Source organism: Bradyrhizobium sp. in8p8 (assembly GCF_000426845.1).
GTDB lineage: Bacteria > Pseudomonadota > Alphaproteobacteria > Rhizobiales > Xanthobacteraceae > Bradyrhizobium > Bradyrhizobium japonicum_C.
On record NZ_AUGD01000014.1, the window covers coordinates 162,985 to 181,621 of the forward strand.

Consider the following 18,637-nt stretch of genomic DNA (forward strand, 5'->3'; position numbering starts at 1 on the left):
CCGCCGGTTCTCCGGCGACGTTGGGCCATGACCGAGCCCGACAAACAGAGCGAGCTGCAGGAGACCAAGCCCTCCCGGTTGGAGGAAGCGCGGCGCATCATCGAGGAGTACGCCGCCGGGCTGCGGGAGATCATCCAAAAGCTACGGCGCAAGATGAACTGACGTCGCCGAGTTGGCCCCCGCTTGCGTTAAATCAACATCGCCGGTCGGAGTTAGCCTATAAGCACAAGATGGCGTCGTTTGAGCCAGCCCCCAATCGTCGCCCTCAGTACAGAGGCCGCCTCAGTTGGCGGCCTCTTTCATTGAAGGCGTCGTCTCCTAACCCGCCTCCGTTCCTTTTGACACTCTCGAGGGATTGACTGCCAAGCCAATGAGGAACAGCCTTTTTTGGTCATCACCCGCCCCCAGCCTTCTATGTTAACGCGAGAAGAACATCTTGAACGGAGCAAGGAATCCGCGCTCGCGCTTCTGAGCGCCGGCCGTATGCGCGAGGCGGTTTCTTCGATGATGACGGATATCGTCAGCAGCCCAAGCAGCGCATTGCCTCATGAAATCCATGCATTTGGCATCTGTGCTGCCGCGGCTGGCGACACTAGGGCGGTGCGAGAATACATCGAAGGCTTTATCTGATATCTCTCGGCCCTATGTCGCCCCTTATGATGGCTTTCGGACGCCGGCTGCCAGAGCTTGCCGCAGCACCGTCGCGGCCGGCATTCGAAACCCTTCACGGTCCTTGGAGAAGTCACTGCCGCTTTCGGGTCGCTCACAGTTGGCGGCTATGATCCAGCACGGGTCGGTAATCCAGCGTCTTCGCTTGCCGGCCCGCCTCGCAAAGGTCACCCGCGAGCGCGAGGACCTTCCCAGCTATGCGCCCTAGAGTAGGGATGGACCCCGCCGGTCGAGTTTCGCTTCCCATGTAAGAAGGTTAGCAATCGCAACCATGAAGGCGATGCCAAGCACGCTGACTGCGGCTTGCATTGGCAATCCGTCGGATACCCGGTTCAGTAGAACGAACCCAATAAACGAGACTAACACGCTCAAACAAAAGACGGATAGCGAGTTTTCGCCGCAACGGATCAGCGCCTTTTGCCAGAATCCGGATGGACGGTGCCCGTCTGGTGGCACAAAACGCGTCAATAAAACAACGATGGCTAAAAAGTGGATGAGCCGAACCGGATCCAAGTGGCTCTTGTAGATTGGATAGATCCAGCCTTCGATCGTTTGCGGGATCAGCCATTTGAAGGCATCCACACGCCAACTCAAGACGACAATGAGGCTGAACAGAACGTAAGCGGCGGCGAGCGATATCGCGGCTCGGTGTCGCACGAAGCCAGCGAACTGTGGGACGCATGGGCCGGCGGAGCAGCGCCGACGACAAACAAGATCTGCCAAGCGAATGGATTGAAATAGAGTTCACCAGTCGGCCAGGCAGGCATGTGCCAGCTATACAGCTGCACCATCAAGTAAAGCACGAATGATGCAGCGAGTGCGATTACTGCATTACGGGCAATAAGCCACAGCACGAGCGGAAATGCGAGATGCAGTATGACGAACGTGGGCAGGATATCAGTGTTGACGGGAGCGTACTGGAGAGCCAGGAGACGGATGAGAACTGTCCCTGGATTATCGAAAAAGTGCCTTGTGTTCGTTTCGTCGAAATAAGAGCCGCTTTGCCAGACCAGGGTGAGATAGCTGATGACCAGCAGTAGAAACGCAACATAAATTTCGAAGCTGCGTCGCAAGCTGCTTGCGATGACTGTTGGCCAACCTCGATTTCGCAGCGTGCCGCCGTATGAGACCATGCACGTATAGCCCGACACGAAAACAAATACTTCGGATGCGTCGCTAAATCCGTAGTTGCGAATGGTCAACCACTCGAAGACGTTGCCAGGGATGTGGTCGATGAAAACAAACCAGAGCGCCAGCCCACGACAAGCGTCGAGCCGCAAGTCACGATCATCGCCAGATATCTCTGACCTCTCCGGAGTTTTTATCAAAGCAATCTGCAAAATTCGAAGCCGCCGTGCCGTGTACCTTGCTGTAGAAGGAACCGGTCCGCACGCGGTACGGAAGCGCTCGATGGCCGGACGAGTCTTGATCTAGAGCAAAATGGCAGCCGCTCCAGGTCGTGCGGCATGTCACACACCGGGTTTTGCATCTCCCTCCCGGGGTCGGAAAACCCGCCGCCTGCGGTCATTTAAGCAGGCGGCGCTTTATGGGTGTGCCGATTGGTGAGCCCGTGCTCGACCTGCTTGATTCACGTCAAGGACTTGAAGTGCGCTTTGGAGGAGTGTGGTCAAAAGGCTCCGACATGCAGCTACTCAATTCGGACAAGAACTATGGCGCCATTGCGCAGAGCTTGCACTGGCTGACGGTCATTCTTGTCATTGTTGCTTGGGCGCTTGGCATTTTTGGCGATGACTTGCCGAAGGGCGAACCCCGTCAGATCGGTCTTGCCGTTCATGCTGCGGCCGGACTCGCGGTTCTCGTCCTGCTCGTGGCTCGCTTGGTGTGGCGATCGGTCAATCCACCGCCTGTATCGGAAGCGACCGAATTTGGGGGCTGGCTCGGAGAGTGGGGCGATCCTGCCGCCGCGATCGCGCACTATACTCTTTACGCTTTGCTCGTCGCGGTGCCCGTCGCCGGGATCGTGCTTCAGTTCGCGCGTGGCGATGCGTTGCCATTGTTCGGTCTTGCCACCATTCCGTCGCCGTGGCTCAAGGATGCGGCCTTTGCCCACAACGTGAAGGAAGTGCACGAAATTATGGCGCATGCGTTGGTGGTCATCGCAGCGTTTCACGCGATCGCCGCGCTCATTCATCATTGGGTATTTCAGGACCGTACCCTCATCCGCATGTTGCCTCACTCCAAAGATTGAGACGTCCTACGAGTCGCAGACGTGTCTGGTTGCTCATACCTCGCAACTGTCCGCGAGATGCTTGAAGGCCGTGATGCCAATTTTCTATTCGATTTTTCTGCTGACGCTCGCGAACGGGTCGCCTGTCGTGGCCAAGAAGCTCTTCGGCTCTCGGTTCGCGTTCGCCCTGGATGGAGGGCATCTGCTCTTCGACGGCCGGCCGGTATTCGGGGCTTCGAAGACCGTCCGCGGCGTCGTTGTGTCAATCGTCGTGACCGCGGTTGGCGGGATCCTTCTTGGACTGGGTTACGAATTGGGAGCTCTCATGGCCATCGTCGCTATGGCGGGGGACTTGTTTTCCAGCTTCTTGAAGCGGCGCATGAATATGCCGCCAAGCAGCCAGGCGTTGGGTTTGGACCAGGTTCCGGAATCGCTGTTCCCACTTCTAGCTTGCCAGGAAAGCCTCGGGCTGAGCTACGCTGACATTTTCGTGGTTGTCTTAATGTTCTTTGTCGGCGAGCTCGCCATCTCCCGTGTGCTGTACATGTTGCGCATCAGGGATCAGCCGTATTGAAGCGGTCCGCCGGCCGGCACAATCGATGCAGCGTAATTTCGGGCGGGCAGTTGAAGCGCACGGCCACAACGCTCGATCCTGCGCCGACCGACGTGTAACCGATCATATCGTGATAGCGCCAGGCTCCGGCTCCCATCCGACGCGGCAGCACTGAGTCAAGGGTGATGGGGATCGAGCCCGGAAGACAGATCTGTCCTCCGTGCGTGTGTCCGCTCAGGAGTACATCAAAGCCCGCATGCGCCGCTTGCCGGTAGATTTCGGGTGTGTGGGACAGCAGCATCGAAAATGCTCCGTCCGGGATCTCCGACCCAACCTTCTCGATGTTATCGACCCTGAAATAGTGCGCATCGTCGATCCCTGCGATGAATATCTTCTGATCGCCGCGCGTGATCGTCGTGCATTCGTTCTGGAGCATGCGTATGCCCATCGCCTCCAGACCGGGCAGCATCCTGATGGTGTCGTGATTGCCGAGCACACCGAGAATGGGCTGCTTGAGTTGGGCGGTCACACGTGCCATGCCTTCCAGCGCAGCATCGAACGCTCCGAAAGTCTTGCCACGATAGTCGCCGGTCAGGACGCATAAATCATAGTTCAGGCCTGACACCAGCTCGACCAGGCGCCGCATGGCGCGCTGGCTCATATCTACGTGGGTATCGCTGATGTGAAGAACCGTGAAACCTTCGAACAACGCCGGCAAACTTGCGCACTCGATACTGTTGTATTTCACGGAAACGCGCTCGGCATTTCGGCGTCCGCGCCAGTAAAGCCCGGACAGCTTCAGAACATTTCGTATCAACGAATGAACGGAGTACCAGTTCTCGATATGAAAGAAGTTGAGGCCCTGGCCGAAGATCTGGGCCTCATGATCCGTTTCGATCCCAAGCCGTTGCCGCGCGTGGATCCGCCCCAGGCGCTGCTCCAAGATCGAAAGCAATTCATCGTCCACTGGGTGCGCCTTTCGGTTCGAGGCAATCAACTGCGTATCCACACTGGTTGATGTCTTCTGCGGATAGATCGAGCTTGTCCAGGGCAAGAAGAAGTGGCGCCACGCGGTTGGCCGAGGCGGCCCACTCCGCCAACCGCGGATAATTGTCGGTAAACCAGCTGCTCGCGCCGGATTTGCAGCAAAGTGAAGGTGAGGGCGACCAGCTATGGACCGAGCACCACGCCCGGTGTCCCCGTGAGGACCAATCCGCTGACGACGGCGATGAGAGACAGCATCATGATCGGGCGATCCTAGGCACGGCCGCTTGATTTGGGTCAACTCGGCAGCCCCAGGTCATGGCCTGGGCGGCAATTGGAAATTCGACGGCCGAGCCCGGACCGGAAATGTTCTGACCCAGATCAATCGACCCGGGCCCGGCGCTGGTATCCTATAAAAATTGCATTTTCGGAGATACGCGATGGCCATCAGGGACGTTCTGCTCACCTTGACCAGCTATCCCGAACCGACGCCGGCTTCGGTGATCGACCGCGCCTTATCGCTTATCTCACCATTTGCCGCGCACATCGCGGCGATCTCTTGTGAAGTCCATGTGCAGGTACCCGGGACTTTCCTGTCCGGGGTCGGCAATGTCGGATCAATCGTGGCCAGCGAAGCTCACAAGAGCAGGAAAAATGCGCAGGACCTGCTGGCGACTTTTGAAGCGGCCACCACGAAATCGGGGCTGCTGAACGAGATCATTCTCGAGCGTTGCCTGACGTCCGAGGTCCCGGATCTCCTGGTAGACTATGCTCGGCTGCGCGATCTCACCATCGTGCCGGTGCCGGAATCCTATGACCAATGGTATGCTGAAGCGATCATCTTCGGTTCGGGAAGACCGACGCTGGTGCTGCCGGAGGCCACCACCTCCAGGGAAGCCGAACTCAGCAGAGTGATGGTTGCGTGGGACTTCAGCCGCGCGGCGGCACGTGCCGTCTCCGATGCGATCCCGATCCTGGAGAAGGCGCGAGAGGTGATTATTCTCACGGTCACCAATGAGAAGGCGATTTCAAGCCGGCGCTCGTCACCCGAACTTGCAAAGAATCTCTCGCGTCATGGCATCGATGTGGTCGTCGAAGAGGTCGATGCTGCAGGAAGGGCCATCGGCGATGTTCTCGCGGCTGAGATAGCTTTCCGCAGGGCAGATGTGCTCGTCATGGGGGCGTATGGTCACTCCCGCTTGCGAGAGTTCATATTAGGAGGTGCCACCCGCAGCATACTGACGAGGCCGCCAATTCCCGTGCTGTTGTCGCACTGAACCGATTCGCAACCGGCCAAGCTACTGCGAGTGGCCTTCAGTTTCCTGAATATCCTGGGCCTAGACAGCCCGATCTCCGATCATACGACGACGCATTGCGACCTTTGTCGCTTGCGGCGGGTTCTAACTCTTGTTGAGTATTCAGCGCCCATTTCTCCGCATTCTCGGATGGTGCGCCAAGTGAACCGTTTTATCGCGAACCGTCATCTGTATGCGAGTAATCGGGCACGAGGTGTTGGGCCTCTAACGATGGACGGCATCGCCGAGAGTTAAAGGGCCTGCGGCCCCGATCGCTTCCCGCAACGGCTGGTCGGGCTATTTTCCCCGCCACCATGCGGCTCCTCGCGCAAGTCAAAATAGCCCTCCGTCGCCGTCCTCCGCTGCGCTCCGGCCTACGGTGCAGGTCGATCGCCTCCCGGCGCAAGCACCGCCATCGAGGCCGCAATCACGCGGGCCCGACGCAAACGGAGAGACGATCATGGCTACCAACCGGCCACACCAAGCCCAATCATCCAAGCATACCAGAGCTGCTTCAATCACCAAGAACTCCAGTACGCATCCGCGTGTAGACGTCTATCAGCGCGTCACCGACAAGATCATCCGCGACCTTGAGCAGGGCACGCGTAGTTGGATCAAGCCTTGGACTCCGTCGTCAGGGCAGGCCGTGCCAGCCCGCCCACTACGCCATGACGGCACACCATATCGAGGCGTCAATGTTCTCATCCTGTGGTCCGAAGCAATCACGCATGGCTACTCGTCGGCAACTTGGATGACGTATCGCCAGGCCCAGGCGCTGGGTGCTCAAGTCCGCAAAGGTGAGCAGGGCGCGAGTGTCGTCTATGCCAAAGCCATTGAACGCGCCGATGACGATCCTGTGACGGCCGAAGAGGCCATCCGACGTATCCCGCTGCTCCGCGCGTATACGGTCTTCAACATCGAGCAGATCGATGGCCTTTCTGCGCAGCCCGCGCCGGTCCCGGCCCATGAACCCACGTCAACGAGGATCGACAGTGTCGATGCCTTTATCGCCGCCACCACAGCCAAGATCGTCCACAAGGGCAACCGTGCCTGCTATCTTCCGTCAGATGACCGTATCGAACTGCCGCCTTATCGTCAGTTCATCGATACGCCAACCTCGAGCGCAGCCGAAGGCTACTATGCGACGCTGCTTCACGAACTCATCCATTGGACGTCGCCAAAGCATCGCTGCGACCGTGATCTGGGAAAGCGCTTCGGAGACAACGCCTACGCGCGCGAAGAGCTCGTCGCCGAGATCGGGGCTGCGTTCCTCTGCGCTGATCTTGGCATTGCACTGGAACCGAGGTCAGACCATGCTTGCTATCTCGCAAGCTGGTTGGCTGTACTCAAATCCGACAAGCGGGCAATCTTTACCGCTGCTGCCCTGGCGCAGAAAGCAGTCGATTGGCTCGCTGCTAAGAGCCACCCCGACTAGGACTACTTTGACAGAATGTATTTGCCAAGCATTTGCTTTCGGCAGCACGGACACCCTGGAGCCAGCGGCCGCAGAATGAGATCGACCGTCGCGTGACGCACGGCGCGCGTGGTTGGTTGATGCAGGGGCCGCTAGTCTTTTTCCCGCCTCACGAATGCAAGGCGATGATGTTGCGGAAGGCAGATCTGGCCCGCTCTGATTCAATGAGCGGCCCTGCGGCACGCTAGGCGCAACTTCGCAGATGGGCCAACAGGGGAAGTCAGCCTTGGCTAAGAGGGTGCCATCTCATGCGGCATTAGCCACTCGGCGGCGGCGTTTCGTTTCGCAATTGGGCCATAGCCGTGACGACCTGCGCTGGCGCGAATGGCTTCATCAGAAGAAGGCTGTTGCGCGACGCCCACTCGTCGGCAGCTGCGCCGGTCATGTAAACCACCGGAAGGTCCGGCGAATAATTCTCTTGCGCGTTTTGCAACCTGCCAGCCCGTGTGATCGTCCTTCAAATTGATGTCCTCATAAGCGCGCGATATTTATGGTCGTCATTGGCAACGCGAGCGCTTCCTTGCCGGAGGCCACTACCTCCGCCTCGAAGCCTCCTTCTGCCAGCGCCTCCCGGACCATTTCCGCAATGAGGTGGTCGTCCTCGAAAACCAATATCCGCAATGGACTTTGCACGGCCCGCCCTCCAGTCCACATCGTTGTGGCTGCGTGCAAAGTACAAAAGTGCACACAAACTTCCAATCGGTATTCAGCCATTCCTAGCCCGGTGAGACCTGGTATTAGCCTTTTTAACGAGCGGTTCAGGATCGGTTCACTATTACCTGACCATCGTTCGTAACATAGAGAAGGTCCCTCACAGTAATTGAAGGGCAGGCAATGGCTTCGGTGTTTTTGGTGGAGGATGAAGTACTCATCCGCATGATGGTGGCCGACATGGTGACGGAGCTTGGCCATACCGTCGCGTGCGAAGCTGGCGATTTGCCTTCGGCGTTGGAGCACGCAAATGACGCTGCCTTTGACCTCGCAGTGCTCGATGTGCAGCTAGGCCGCGATAGCATCGCGCCTGTGGCGAACGTTCTCGCGCATCGCAACGTCCCGTTCGCGTTCGCAACGGGCTATGGAGCGGAGGGTGTACCAAAAGAATTTAGCGGACGGCCATGGCTGCAAAAGCCGTTTCAAATAGAACAGCTTGAACGCTGCATCGCTCAATTGTTGCCATAACGACAAGAAGACAACATCGAAACAGACCGCCAACCGAGGCGGCTTTACTCACTCATCTTGTTCTCGTCCCAATGCAGTGTGGCTCTCTCTGTCTCAAGGTCTTTGACGACTTCAGCCATTAGGGCCAGCGCCAGCTGATCGTCTATCAGGGGCCGGACCCGTTTGAGGGCGGCAAGCTCCTCGTCGATGCTGATGCACCTATTGCACATCATGAGGCCGATCTGCCTCTGGCAGTTGGCGCTCTAGCCAATCAGCAATGACCTTGTACTCCCTTTGCATTTTTTCGAGTTCTTCTCTGGTTTCCTTGTGCTGTGTAAGAGCAGCCTGCACTTGACAATTCCGCTCTAACGCGCGGTACATACGAAGAGGCATGTGACTTCCCCGTCACGAAGGATGCCGCCAGCAAACATCTTGTTCCTGATTCGGGAACTTACCTATGTGAATCATTCAGGATTTTGCGGGCGGTTTGAGTCTCTCTCGGGAAAGGCTCTTGTGTTTTCCTGCCGAGAAAGGTGTCGGGCATAGGAAATCGCGTCAGGACATCACGAGCATCCCTGACGAACTCTTGTAACCGTTCTATTTCGTCGATTTCTTGCTGGGACGGACGACAGATTCCGCGCCGTAATAACATGGCCGCGCTCCCTGGTTGCAGGCGGGAGCGCAAGCGGTCTCTCAGCCACCGGCACCCACGGACAGAGCCGCAGCCGGTGATACGCATCGTCTAACACGGGGGCAGAACTTTCCCATTAACATAGAATACATTTGGCGATGGTTGCGGGCTTACAATTAGCAAGCAAGTCAATGGTTTGGAACGTTACTCCAATCTGGAGGTTGGCCGACCAGCATCACGAGGAGCCGATGATGGTCCCCCAGGAGCAGCTGAAGAGTGAGCGTGTCAGGGTTTTGCTCGTGGAGGATGAATGGTTCATCCGATTTGATGTAGCTGAGCAGCTTCGAGGCGAAGGGTTTGAGGTTGTCGAGGCGAGCACCGCAGATGATGCGATGGACTACCTTGCATCAGGCGAGCGGATTGACGCGCTTATAACTGACATCCGAATGCCGGGAACCCTCGATGGCCTTGAGTTGGCTGGGAGGGTGCGCGATATGCAACCGATGCTCCTAATCCTCGTTGCCTCTGGAAGCATAGAATTGGAGAGCGCAGCGAGCCGCGTAGGTAGGTTCATCCGCAAGCCCTACGATCCCAAGCAGATCGCAATGCTGATCGCGGAGATGCTCGGCCCGGCGCTGTAGTCAGCATGCAAACAGCAACTGTGTTGATCGTCGAGCAGGACGTGCTCGTTCGCCATCCGCTGGCGGAGTACCTTCGCGAGTGCGGCTATCGCGTGATGGAAGCAACTAACCACGATGAGGCACGTGAATGCTTCGAAGGTGGCAAACACTTCATCGAAGTGGCCTTGATCGACGTGGGCGGGCCCACCGGTTCGGGGTTTGCTCTTTCTGCGTGGATACGGAGCAACCACCCAACTGTGAAGACGATGCTGGGCGCGACAGTCGGCAAGGTCCTCGCTCTCGCGGGTGACCTTTGCGAGGAGGGTCCGCACGCCGCGAAGAGGTTGGATTATCGACCCGTGCTGGACCACGTCCGCCAACTGTTGGCGACACGAAAGCGGACGTGAGGGCCTCCGATTAGCAATCGCACATCGCCAACATGAGGTCCGCCGTGGTCAATCGCATTGATCCGCGTCGCGGCTATGCGATATCGATTGCTGACACGCCAATGGCCGTTGCGATCTTCGCCTTCGGGCCTACAATGGAATTTTCCGAAACGATGAAGCAGGTCGGCTGAATTAGGCCTTATTGTTCATCGTGGCGCAGAGGAGCTGGTTGATGCTTCTGACGGCCCAGAAACGTATCTGGTGGCGGGTTAGCTCTGAGAACCTGAATGGACTTGTCGATGCTCCTGCGAGCTTCGCTTATGATGTCCTCATCAACTAAATGGTTCGGTCGATAGATGGGGCTAGGCAGTGGCACCATGGTGTCCTCCATGACCAGTTGCAACACGCCTTCAACGTCTGAAAATGAAATTAGGACACCAGGCATTCGATTGAGATGCGGCCTCTATCCCTGTTCCTGACGGGGAACAGGCACAACATGACGGTCATAGCCGCTGGTGTTGTTCTAGCTCTCTGCGGATCATATCCCGATGGGCCGCGTGCGAAGTTCGGAGAGCGCGATAGGTGGCGAGGACATCTAGGGCCAATTCTATTGGGCGTCCCAAGCGTTCCAGATGATCAATTATTTCAATCTGGCGGGCAATGTGCTTATCGCTCAGCGCAACGTGGCGCTCGGCGTCGATCAGGTGTTCCCGGATGAGCCGCAGGTCCATGCTTCGACTTTACGCCCAACGCAAGTTGTTCACTAGAAGTTTGGCGAGGACTGAATTCCTTCACGCTTCATGCACTGGGAATAACTCCGGGAAATTCCTGCTAGTCGGCTAGGGGTCAAACTGAGAAGAACTGACGTTGAGCAAAACGACCTAGCCCTGATGCAGACGTGAACCTGAATTTCGGTCGCTGAGGGAACCAACAGAAGTGCACTCGGCTGGTCAACGCCATGGTCAGCCGCAACGTCGCCCGGACACGCCGGCTGAACTCGGGATGTAAGTCCAGGAGAGTGCCAATTCTGTTGCGGAAGAGCCGAGGAGCCAATCCTGCCTCTGGCCCCGCGTTTTTGCCGACGAGGGCGGCCACCGTTTCTATCCGCGTGGGGGCGGGCTTTCGGCCGGTTCCTCGCCGGCAGCACGGCGTCAACTATAAGTCAAACGTCCAGGCCGCCCGGACCGAAGGCTGTTGACTGGCATCTGCGACCGGGCGATTCTGGGGTGCTGATCGCTGCTGTAGTCCACAATGTAGTCGTCAGTGTAGTCGTAACCCGCCGAACCGCGTTGTTTTATCAAGGTAATTGGCGTCGTGTAAGAAAACGGCCTGCGGAGTCCCTCCCTCTCCGCCATTCTGTCATACGTTCCCATTTGCCGACGCTTCCATCGGTTGAGCCGCCGCCTATGCGCTCAGTTCTTGAATGACGGCATCTGATGAAGTCGACATTTCCGAGCTATGCCTTCGACGTCGGCTACCGACACTTGCCATTTCTAGCCCGGAGCCGCTTCCCGAAGCCCACCACGGAGGGTGAACATCGGGGCGGACTTCAGACGGTCCGAACCGTGCCGCCGTCTATGACGAACTCGGCGCCGTGGATCGCTGCGGCGCGATCGGAGGCCAGGTAGGCGATGAGGTCGGCGACTTCATAGGGCTCGGCCGCACGCCCGATCGGGATCCCGCCCAGACCGTCGAGCACGACTTGCCGCGCTTCCTCGATCGAGCCGCCATTGGCGGCCTGCAGACGCTTCAGCATGTCGACGGACGACTCGGTCATGATCCAGCCGGGGGAGACGGCGTTGACCCGCACGCCCTTCGGCCCCAGTTCTTTAGAGAGGGACTTGCTGTAGGTTCTGAGCGCAGCCTTGGCGGCGGCGTAGCCGGTGGTCGACTCGGGAAGAGGCAGGACTGACTGAATGGAGGTGACATGCACCACCGTGCCGGTGCCCCGTTCGATCATCTGCGGAACAAGGAGACGATCAAGGCGGACTGTGGCCAGAAGGTTCAGGTTCAACTCGGCGAGCCAGCGATCGTCCGTCAGGGCAGCAAAGCCGCCGCCCGGCGAGGACGAGCCACCAATCACATGGGCCAGGATGTCGACGCCGCCCATATGCTCAAGCGCGGCTTTGGCCAGGATTTCCCCTCCCTCGGCCGTCGTCAGGTCCGCCTGGACGAACGCGACGCCGTCGACGGGCTCCAGGATGCCGCGGGCAGCGGTGATCACCCGAGCGCCGCCGACCAGGAAGCGGTCGACGGTGGCGCGGCCCAGACCCTTGCTGCCGCCGCTGATGAGCACGCGCTTTCCCGCGAACTCGGTCGAATCAGCCTTGATGGTCATGTCGTGATCTCCAAGGCTGTGATGGCATTGTTTTCGAGGGTGAAACCATAGGTGAAGCGGATTGGGCTGCCTTTGAAGTCGCCATGGGCAAGGCCTTCGACCACGACCTGACCGTTCTCGTGGCGAACGGTATCCGGCGCAAATATCGCCTTCGCGCCGACCACCGCCTCTTCGAGCAAGGTCCGCACTTCGGCGTGGCCCTCATGACGGTGCCCGTTGTCCAAGATGACCGCATTGGCGGCGAAAGGCTTCAGCATGCCGTCCACGTCGAGCTGTGCGTTGGCTTCAACATAGTCGGCTATGGGCTTGGGTAGTTCGATCGACATCGCTCGGCTCCCTGACGTGACAAGGTTGATTTAGCGAGAGACATCACTCACGATAATCGGAGCAAACCGCCATGGGGTGTTTCGAAAAGTGGGACAATGCCGAAGCACGGCCTGATCGAATTCGATGCTGTCCTCGCCATTGCGCGGCGCGGATCGTTCCGGGCAGCGGCGCTGGAGCTTGGCCTGTCGACCACCGCACTGAGCAACGTCATCGGGAAGCTGGAGCGCCAACTCGGCGTCCGACTGTTCAATCGGACGACGCGCAGTGTTTCCCTGACAGATGCCGGAAGGAAATTCGTCGATCATGTCGGGCCTGCCGTAAAGACGCTTCACGATGCGATGGGGGCCGCCCGTTCGCAGCAGGAAATCCCGTCCGGAACGCTTCGGATCAATGCATTCGCAACGGGAGCGCGGGAGGTTCTTGGTCCGCTCCTGCTAGAGTTCTTGCGACGCTATCCCCACGTTCACATCGATCTCGTCACCGAGGGCCGGATCGTCGACATCGTTGCCGAAGGGTTCGATCTCGGCCTGAGGAGCGCCGACCTGGTGCCGAGCGATATGATTGCCATTCCCGTCGGTCCTCCCCGTAGCTTTGCCGTGGTCGCATCGCCCGAATATTTCAAGGCCAACGGTAAGCCCCGCGTGCCCCCCGACCTGCTGCGCCATTCATGCCTGCGCATCCGGTTGCCGAATGGCGCGCTGCATCGCTGGCAATTCGAAAAGGAAGGTCAGCCCGTCCAGATCGACGTTCAAGGGCCTATCACGCTGGACGAAGCCAGCCTCTCGCGCATCACGGTGCTCGACCATGTCGGCATCGGCTACTTCATGGAGTCCGATGTGCGCGAAGACATCGAGGCAGGGCGTCTCGTTCGGGTCCTGGAGGACTGGACGCCGCCACTGGCACCCCTGTGTCTCTACTATCCTAGCAGGCGCAATCCCTCGGCCGCGTTCAAGGCGTTGATCGACATGGCGCGTGGTGCTGCGAGCTGACGGTCTGCCAGGTGACTGGTTCTGTCCAGGGCGCGAGTTGGCGGACGCGGTGCCAACGACCGAGCGTCGTCGAGGCAAGTCGTTTGCTATCCTCGTGCCACAGCGTGGGTACAGTGCTCATCTTCGTCGGGCGTGGCCCGCCGGCGATTTCTGGTTCTTTCCGCCCGGCCGATATCGCACGTGATCGATGAGGCTGCGCAGCTTCGGCGGAAGATTCCGCCGGTCCGGGAAGTAGAGGAAGAAGCCTGGGAAGAACGGGCAGTACTCCTCGAGCACGGGCACCAGCTCACCTCGTTCGATATAGGGCCGAAACGTCTCCTCCATGCCGAACGTCAGGCCGCCTCCCGCGCAGGCGGTCCGCACCATGACCCACATGTCGTTCGTCGTGATCCTCGGCTCCACCGCGACGTTGAACTCGCGCCCGGCGTCCGCAAATTCCCAGCGGTAAGGCGCGACGTGCGGCGCGGGTCGCCACCCGATGCAGCAATGCTGCGAAAGCTCGCGCGGGTGAGAGGGGACGCCGAACCGCTCCAGATAGGCCGGAGCGGCCACCACGAGCTGACGCTGATCGCCTGAGACCGGCACTGCGATCATGTCCTGCTCGATCACTTCGCCGAGCCGAACGCCTGCGTCATAGCCCTCGGCCACGATGTCGAATTCCTCATCGGTCACGGTCACGTCGACCTGCACGCCGGGATTGGCGTGCGTGAATTCGGCCAGCAACGGGCCGCGAATGAATCGCTCGGCGATGGACGACACGGCAAGACGCAGCTGCCCGGTCGGCTGCGCGTCACGATCCCGGGCGCCATCGATCGCCTGCTCGACTTCGGCCACTGCCGGCGCCACGCGCTCGTGCAGGCGCATGCCTGCTTCGGTGAGACTGACGCTGCGGGTCGTTCGCTGCACGAGCGCCACGCCCAGGCGGTCTTCCATGCGCCGGATGGCCTGGCTGACGGCGGAGCGCGTCACGCCGAGCCGGTCGGCGGCCCCACGGAAACTCCTGGCTTCCGCGACGGCGATGAAGACGGCAACGAGGTTCAGGTCGGTGGTCATTGGTTAGTTGAGCTTACCACCCTGGTCATCATTGGCCAACTTGCCTCACCTTTCGCCGGAAACTACGTCTCCGCCATACGATGGAGGCACTGATGACGTCACTCGACCAATACCGCCTGCTGGGTCGCTCCGGCTTGCGCGTCTCTCCCCTCGCGCTTGGCACGATGACCTTCGGGACCGAGTGGGGATGGGGAGCCGACGCCGGCGAGGCCCGCCGGATATTCGACCTGTATGTCGAGCGCGGCGGCAATTTCATCGACACCTCGGTGAACTACACCAACGGTGCTTCCGAGCGCTTGGTGGGCCAGTTCGCCCGCGACAAGCGCGACCGCCTCGTGCTTGCGACCAAGTTCACCATGGCCCGCGACCCCGGCAACCCGAATTCCGGCGGCAACCACCGGCTCAACATGGTTCGTTCGGTGGAGCAGAGCCTGCGGCAGCTCGACACCGATCGCATCGACCTGCTCTACCTCCACGCTTGGGATGCGACGACACGGCCGGATGAGGTGATGCGCGGCCTGGACGATCTCGTGCGCACCGGGAAGGTCCAGTATGTCGGCATTTGCAACACGCCGGCTTGGCGCATTTCACAGTTGCAGACGATCGCAGATCTGCGCGGCTGGTCGCCATTCGTTGCCCTGCAGATCGAATACAATCTGGTCGAGCGAACGGTCGAACATGAACTCATTCCGTTGGCGGCGGCCCTCGGCCTGGGCGTGCTGCCCTGGTCGCCTCTCGGCGGCGGCGTGCTCACCGGCAAGTACCCCCGGGCCGATCTCAAGGATTCCCAGGAACGGGCGGTTGGAACGACACGCGCCTCGGTGATCGCTTCATCCGGCCTTCTCAACGAGCGATCGCTGGACGCGGCCGAGACGGTGCGAGCCATCGCCTGGGAGCTCGGCGCGACATCCTCGCAGGTCGCCATCGCATGGACGCTGGCCAATCCCGCGGTCACCGCGCCGGTGATCGGGGCCCGCACGCTGGAGCAGGCGGAAGACAATTTCGGCGCGGTCGGGATATCGCTGTCGCCTGAGCAGATGGCGCGGCTCGACCAGGCGACTGCGCCGGATCCCATCTTCCCAGGCCGCTTCCTGCGTCGCCCGATGGTCGAGCAGCTCATCTTTGGCGGCGCCACCGTCGCGCGGCGCGGCTAGATCCTAGAACAACAGGTCGGCGATGTCTGGCCGACCATGTGTGCATCACTTCGGGGCAGACGATTGTTGCACTGGAAAGGGAGACACCAATGGCAACCCTGCTTAATCGCGCGCTTGCGTCGTGCGTCTACGCGATCATCGTGACGGCTTCCACCCTGACGACGGCCGCACCCTGCGGCCAGGCCAAATCCGTGCCGGAGGCCAACAAGCTGATCGTCACCGATGCATTCGATCGCTGGGCGGCGGGAGGAACCACCTTCTTCAACGACCTGCTGCACGAGGACGTGGTCTGGCGCATCAAGGGATCCGGCCCGAGCGCCGGCGAATTCCGAGGCCGCGATGTATTCCTGGATCGCGCCGTCCGCCCGTTCGCGAGCCGGTTGTCGACGCCGGTCCGCCCGACAATTGTGCGGATCTTTGCTGATGGTGACCACGTCATCGCGCATTGGGAGGGCAGCGGCGTGGCGCGCGACGGCAGGCCCTACGCGAACTCTTATGCATGGATCCTGCTCATGCAGGACGGCAGGGCTGCTGAGGTCACGGCCTATCTCGACCTGGCACCCTATGACGACGTCCTGCGGCGCATTCCTGCGCCGGCGCAATAGGCCGGCTGCGAGGAGCAGGATCATCGCAAACGGGAGTGATGTCGCTTCTGGCCATCCTTCGAGACGCCGCCTTTGGCGGACCCTGAAGGATGAGGACCGAGCGCGTGGCGCCGGTTTCAGCGGGCTCCGATGCCGCTTAGCCTCATCCTGAGGAGACAGCGAAGCTGTCGTCTCGCAGGACGAGGCGCGCGCTCGGCTCGCGCAAAGAGCCATATGCGATAGCCCTGCTGCGAGGAAGAGGTTGAACCCACCGCCTGTACGATCCGACCTAGCAAGGTCCCGCCATCCGGCGGGAGCCAGGTGATCCCAGGACCATATTCGAGCACGATGTTCGACAAAACCTACCGGCAGCGCCTCGAAGCCGATCTGGCGCGATGGGAGGCCGACGGCGTGCTTGCGCCGGCGGCGGCCGCCTCGATCCGCAACGCGCTGCCGCCGCTTCCGGCCGGCATCAACATCGCAATGGTCGTCGCCATCGTCGGCGGCCTGTTGATCGCGGCCGCATTCCTCGCCTTCGTGGCGGCGCACTGGACCGAGATCGCGCGGCTGATGCGGTTCGCGATCCTGCTGGCCGGCATGGTCGTCACCGGCGTTCTCGGGGCCTGGTTCGCCACCACCGGCCGCAACGTTCTCGCCGATCTCTGCGCCAGCATCGGGGCGATCATCTTCGGTGCGGGCATCGCCCTGGTCGGCCAGATGTATCATCTCGGCGAGGATTTTGCCGGCGGCATGCTGCTGTGGTCCGTCGGCGCGTTTGCCGCCGCAGTGCTGACCGGCTCGCGCGGGGCGCTCGCGGTCGGTCTCGTGTCCGCCGGCATCTGGACCTGCATGCGGACCTACGACGCTCCCGACGTCCTGCATCTTCCGTTCGTGGCGGTCTGGCTGATCGCCGCCGGCCTCGCCTTCGCCTGGAATTCGCGCGTCGCGGCTCACCTCGTCGCGCTCGCGCTGCTGCCGTGGTGGATCGCGACGTCGCTCCGCTTCGAATTCGACGGCGCCCAGCCGTCCTTCCTGCTCGCGAACGGCGCGGCCCTGTTGTTCGGCGCCGGGCTTGCGATCGCCGCCGCGCCGTCGCCAAGGGCGCTTCGCCTCGGCAGCGTGCTGTCGATCTACGGTGCGTTTGCGCTGGCCGGCGTTGCCGCCCTCGAGGTGACGACGGTCGACGACCTCGTCCGTCTCCGCACCGCGACGGCGCCGGCCCAGCCGCTGTGGGCGATCCTGTGCGGGGCTGCGGGTGTGATGCTTGCCCTTGTGTCCGCCGCGCTCACCAGGCGCACGGGCGAAGTGCTGGCGGCATGCGCGATCGCCCTCGTGCTGGTCGCCGCGCCGCTGTGGCCGGCAGAAGCCGCCGGCGAGCCCTGGTTTGCTTATGCGGCGCTGCTCTGCGCCATGCTGTGCCTCGTCGTCTCCGGCATGCTCGACGAGGTGCGTCCGCGCCTGATTGCCGGCTGGCTCGGGATCGCCGCAATCATCGCCGGCATCACCTGGGCCGTGAAGGGCTCGCTGCTGCGCCGCTCGGCCTTCCTTGCGGCGGCCGGTGTCGTCGCCGTCGTGTTCGCGACCGCCCTGGGCCGCGCGCTGCCGAGGACCGAACCATGACCGGGCTGCTCGCGTCCGTCACAAAGCTCGGGCAGCGCGTTCCCAAGGCCGTGCTGTTCGGCGCCGCCGTCCTGCTGCAATGCCTGCTGCTGGTCCTGATGGTCGCCGACCGCATGCAGATCCTGCGCGAGGGCGTCGAGGTGACCTTGCAGACGCAGCCGGTCGATCCCCGCGATCTCCTGCGCGGCGATTATGTCGTGCTCCGCTACGACATCTCGCAAGTGCCGGCCGGCGCGCTCAAAGGCCAGCCGGCCGACGCGCGCCATCCTGTCGTGTTCGTCAAGCTGGCGCCCAGGGCCGACGGCGTCTATCAGGCGGTCTCCGTGCATGCCGGGCCCGTTCCGGTCACGGCACCCGAAGTGCTGATCCGCGGACGCGTTGGCAATTACGGCGGGTCCTGCGGCTCGGGCCGGCGCACCTTCTGCGACAACCTGCCGATCAAATATGGTCTGGAAAGCTACTTCGTCCCCGAAGGCGAGGGCCTGAAGCTCGAGCAGGCCCGCAACCAGCAGAAGCTCCGCATCGTCGCCGCCGTGCTGCCCTCGGGCCGCGCCGCGATCAAGCGGCTGCTGCTCGACGGCGAGCCGGTGTACGAGGAGCCGTTGTATTAGGGG

At 60.9% G+C, this 18,637-nt stretch carries 22 protein-coding genes; 15 read left to right on the forward strand and 7 right to left on the reverse strand.

Annotated elements, in window-relative coordinates:
- Positions 1 to 27: 27 nt before the first annotated feature.
- Both K408_RS43975 and K408_RS42355 read left to right on the forward strand, forming a co-directional pair.
- Positions 28 to 162 (forward strand): hypothetical protein, encoded by a 135-nt coding sequence (locus K408_RS43975; protein WP_283805287.1) that lies wholly within the window; start codon positions 28 to 30, stop codon positions 160 to 162.
- 225 nt (positions 163 to 387) lie between these two features.
- Complete coding sequence (locus K408_RS42355; RefSeq protein ID WP_155248687.1) at positions 388 to 630, forward strand: hypothetical protein; 243 nt, start codon at positions 388 to 390, stop codon at positions 628 to 630.
- 243 nt (positions 631 to 873) lie between these two features.
- Here the strand turns inward: K408_RS42355 and opgC (K408_RS43980) are convergent, their stop codons facing one another.
- Together opgC (K408_RS43980) and opgC (K408_RS43985) are read right to left on the reverse strand one after the other, a co-directional pair.
- A complete protein-coding gene (gene opgC / locus K408_RS43980) occupies positions 874 to 1,326 on the reverse strand; it encodes an OpgC domain-containing protein (protein WP_283805286.1) in 453 nt (150 codons plus the stop codon).
- Positions 1,260 to 1,949, reverse strand: coding sequence for an OpgC domain-containing protein (gene opgC / locus K408_RS43985; RefSeq protein ID WP_283805285.1), 690 nt, complete (start codon positions 1,947 to 1,949; stop codon positions 1,260 to 1,262). Before opgC (K408_RS43985) ends, opgC (K408_RS43980) begins: the two co-directional genes overlap by 67 nt.
- Positions 1,950 to 2,215: 266 nt before the next feature.
- Here opgC (K408_RS43985) and K408_RS0129875 point away from each other — a divergent pair, with 266 nt between their 5' ends.
- Entirely contained in the window at positions 2,216 to 2,878 is a 663-nt protein-coding gene (locus K408_RS0129875; protein ID WP_433994152.1) for a cytochrome b, read from the forward strand.
- Between the two features lie 73 nt (positions 2,879 to 2,951).
- Positions 2,952 to 3,431: a CDP-archaeol synthase gene (locus K408_RS0129880; RefSeq protein WP_028146060.1), complete on the forward strand. Its 480-nt coding sequence runs from the start codon at positions 2,952 to 2,954 to the stop codon at positions 3,429 to 3,431.
- Here K408_RS0129880 and K408_RS0129885 read toward each other — a convergent pair.
- The gene (locus K408_RS0129885; protein WP_024341954.1) at positions 3,412 to 4,377 is read right to left on the reverse strand and encodes a metallophosphoesterase; all 966 of its coding nucleotides are present in this window, start codon (positions 4,375 to 4,377) and stop codon (positions 3,412 to 3,414) included. The genes K408_RS0129880 and K408_RS0129885 overlap by 20 nt on opposite strands.
- 457 nt (positions 4,378 to 4,834) lie before the next feature.
- Between K408_RS0129885 and K408_RS0129890 the strand changes: the two genes are divergently transcribed.
- The gene (locus K408_RS0129890; RefSeq protein WP_024341953.1) at positions 4,835 to 5,671 is read left to right on the forward strand and encodes a universal stress protein; all 837 of its coding nucleotides are present in this window, start codon (positions 4,835 to 4,837) and stop codon (positions 5,669 to 5,671) included.
- 478 nt (positions 5,672 to 6,149) lie between these two features.
- A complete protein-coding gene (locus tag K408_RS0129895) occupies positions 6,150 to 7,124 on the forward strand; it encodes an ArdC family protein (RefSeq protein ID WP_433994153.1) in 975 nt (324 codons plus the stop codon).
- 510 nt (positions 7,125 to 7,634) lie between these two features.
- On the opposite strand, the gene K408_RS44165 is transcribed toward K408_RS0129895, so the two are convergent.
- Positions 7,635 to 7,796: a hypothetical protein gene (locus K408_RS44165; RefSeq protein ID WP_349509773.1), complete on the reverse strand. Its 162-nt coding sequence runs from the start codon at positions 7,794 to 7,796 to the stop codon at positions 7,635 to 7,637.
- A 201-nt stretch (positions 7,797 to 7,997) separates the two neighbouring features.
- Between K408_RS44165 and K408_RS0129910 the strand changes: the two genes are divergently transcribed.
- The 4 genes from K408_RS0129910 to K408_RS43990 all read left to right on the forward strand — a co-directional run bounded on the left by K408_RS0129910 (position 7,998) and on the right by K408_RS43990 (position 10,725).
- Positions 7,998 to 8,342: a response regulator gene (locus K408_RS0129910; protein WP_024341951.1), complete on the forward strand. Its 345-nt coding sequence runs from the start codon at positions 7,998 to 8,000 to the stop codon at positions 8,340 to 8,342.
- A gap of 858 nt (positions 8,343 to 9,200) precedes the next feature.
- On the forward strand, positions 9,201 to 9,593 hold the full coding sequence (locus K408_RS0129920; protein WP_028146062.1) for a response regulator: 393 nt from the start codon (positions 9,201 to 9,203) through the stop codon (positions 9,591 to 9,593).
- A 5-nt stretch (positions 9,594 to 9,598) separates the two neighbouring features.
- Positions 9,599 to 9,979: a response regulator gene (locus tag K408_RS0129925; RefSeq protein ID WP_024341949.1), complete on the forward strand. Its 381-nt coding sequence runs from the start codon at positions 9,599 to 9,601 to the stop codon at positions 9,977 to 9,979.
- A 611-nt stretch (positions 9,980 to 10,590) separates the two neighbouring features.
- Complete coding sequence (locus K408_RS43990; protein WP_283805284.1) at positions 10,591 to 10,725, forward strand: hypothetical protein; 135 nt, start codon at positions 10,591 to 10,593, stop codon at positions 10,723 to 10,725.
- A gap of 782 nt (positions 10,726 to 11,507) precedes the next feature.
- Here the strand turns inward: K408_RS43990 and K408_RS0129945 are convergent.
- Positions 11,508 to 12,296 carry an SDR family oxidoreductase gene (locus tag K408_RS0129945; protein ID WP_024341947.1) on the reverse strand — a complete coding sequence of 263 codons (789 nt, stop codon included), beginning with the start codon at positions 12,294 to 12,296 and terminating at the stop codon, positions 11,508 to 11,510.
- Positions 12,293 to 12,622, reverse strand: a complete 330-nt coding sequence (locus K408_RS0129950) for a nuclear transport factor 2 family protein (protein WP_024341946.1) — start codon at positions 12,620 to 12,622, stop codon at positions 12,293 to 12,295. The genes K408_RS0129945 and K408_RS0129950 overlap by 4 nt, the downstream gene beginning before the upstream one ends.
- A gap of 96 nt (positions 12,623 to 12,718) precedes the next feature.
- Here K408_RS0129950 and K408_RS0129955 point away from each other — a divergent pair, with 96 nt between their 5' ends.
- Positions 12,719 to 13,612 (forward strand): LysR family transcriptional regulator, encoded by an 894-nt coding sequence (locus tag K408_RS0129955; protein WP_024341945.1) that lies wholly within the window; start codon positions 12,719 to 12,721, stop codon positions 13,610 to 13,612.
- A 117-nt stretch (positions 13,613 to 13,729) separates the two neighbouring features.
- On the opposite strand, the gene K408_RS39170 is transcribed toward K408_RS0129955, so the two are convergent.
- Complete coding sequence (locus K408_RS39170) at positions 13,730 to 14,665, reverse strand: LysR family transcriptional regulator (protein WP_024341944.1); 936 nt, start codon at positions 14,663 to 14,665, stop codon at positions 13,730 to 13,732.
- 92 nt (positions 14,666 to 14,757) lie between these two features.
- Here K408_RS39170 and K408_RS0129965 point away from each other — a divergent pair, with 92 nt between their 5' ends.
- The 4 genes from K408_RS0129965 to K408_RS0129980 all read left to right on the forward strand — a co-directional run bounded on the left by K408_RS0129965 (position 14,758) and on the right by K408_RS0129980 (position 18,634).
- Complete coding sequence (locus K408_RS0129965) at positions 14,758 to 15,819, forward strand: aldo/keto reductase (protein WP_024341943.1); 1,062 nt, start codon at positions 14,758 to 14,760, stop codon at positions 15,817 to 15,819.
- 89 nt (positions 15,820 to 15,908) lie between these two features.
- Positions 15,909 to 16,424: a nuclear transport factor 2 family protein gene (locus K408_RS0129970; protein WP_024341942.1), complete on the forward strand. Its 516-nt coding sequence runs from the start codon at positions 15,909 to 15,911 to the stop codon at positions 16,422 to 16,424.
- Positions 16,425 to 16,751: 327 nt separating this feature from the next.
- Positions 16,752 to 18,023, forward strand: a complete 1,272-nt coding sequence (locus tag K408_RS0129975; RefSeq protein WP_024341941.1) for a DUF2157 domain-containing protein — start codon at positions 16,752 to 16,754, stop codon at positions 18,021 to 18,023.
- On the forward strand, positions 18,020 to 18,634 hold the full coding sequence (locus tag K408_RS0129980) for a GDYXXLXY domain-containing protein (RefSeq protein ID WP_024341940.1): 615 nt from the start codon (positions 18,020 to 18,022) through the stop codon (positions 18,632 to 18,634). Before K408_RS0129975 ends, K408_RS0129980 begins: the two co-directional genes overlap by 4 nt.
- Positions 18,635 to 18,637: the final 3 nt, after the last annotated feature.

Coding starts and splice junctions, on each gene's coding strand:
- K408_RS43975 (WP_283805287.1), top strand. CDS start 28: ATGACCGAGCCCGACAAACAGAGCGAGCTGCAGGAGACCAAGCCCTCC.
- K408_RS0129875 (WP_433994152.1), top strand. CDS start 2,216: ATGGGTGTGCCGATTGGTGAGCCCGTGCTCGACCTGCTTGATTCACGT.
- K408_RS0129880 (WP_028146060.1), top strand. CDS start 2,952: ATGCCAATTTTCTATTCGATTTTTCTGCTGACGCTCGCGAACGGGTCG.
- K408_RS0129890 (WP_024341953.1), top strand. CDS start 4,835: ATGGCCATCAGGGACGTTCTGCTCACCTTGACCAGCTATCCCGAACCG.
- K408_RS0129895 (WP_433994153.1), top strand. CDS start 6,150: ATGGCTACCAACCGGCCACACCAAGCCCAATCATCCAAGCATACCAGA.
- K408_RS0129910 (WP_024341951.1), top strand. CDS start 7,998: ATGGCTTCGGTGTTTTTGGTGGAGGATGAAGTACTCATCCGCATGATG.
- K408_RS0129920 (WP_028146062.1), top strand. CDS start 9,201: ATGATGGTCCCCCAGGAGCAGCTGAAGAGTGAGCGTGTCAGGGTTTTG.
- K408_RS0129925 (WP_024341949.1), top strand. CDS start 9,599: ATGCAAACAGCAACTGTGTTGATCGTCGAGCAGGACGTGCTCGTTCGC.
- K408_RS43990 (WP_283805284.1), top strand. CDS start 10,591: ATGATCAATTATTTCAATCTGGCGGGCAATGTGCTTATCGCTCAGCGC.
- K408_RS0129945 (WP_024341947.1), bottom strand. CDS start 12,296: ATGACCATCAAGGCTGATTCGACCGAGTTCGCGGGAAAGCGCGTGCTC.
- K408_RS0129950 (WP_024341946.1), bottom strand. CDS start 12,622: ATGTCGATCGAACTACCCAAGCCCATAGCCGACTATGTTGAAGCCAAC.
- K408_RS0129955 (WP_024341945.1), top strand. CDS start 12,719: ATGCCGAAGCACGGCCTGATCGAATTCGATGCTGTCCTCGCCATTGCG.
- K408_RS39170 (WP_024341944.1), bottom strand. CDS start 14,665: ATGACCACCGACCTGAACCTCGTTGCCGTCTTCATCGCCGTCGCGGAA.
- K408_RS0129965 (WP_024341943.1), top strand. CDS start 14,758: ATGACGTCACTCGACCAATACCGCCTGCTGGGTCGCTCCGGCTTGCGC.
- K408_RS0129970 (WP_024341942.1), top strand. CDS start 15,909: ATGGCAACCCTGCTTAATCGCGCGCTTGCGTCGTGCGTCTACGCGATC.
- K408_RS0129975 (WP_024341941.1), top strand. CDS start 16,752: ATGTTCGACAAAACCTACCGGCAGCGCCTCGAAGCCGATCTGGCGCGA.
- K408_RS0129980 (WP_024341940.1), top strand. CDS start 18,020: ATGACCGGGCTGCTCGCGTCCGTCACAAAGCTCGGGCAGCGCGTTCCC.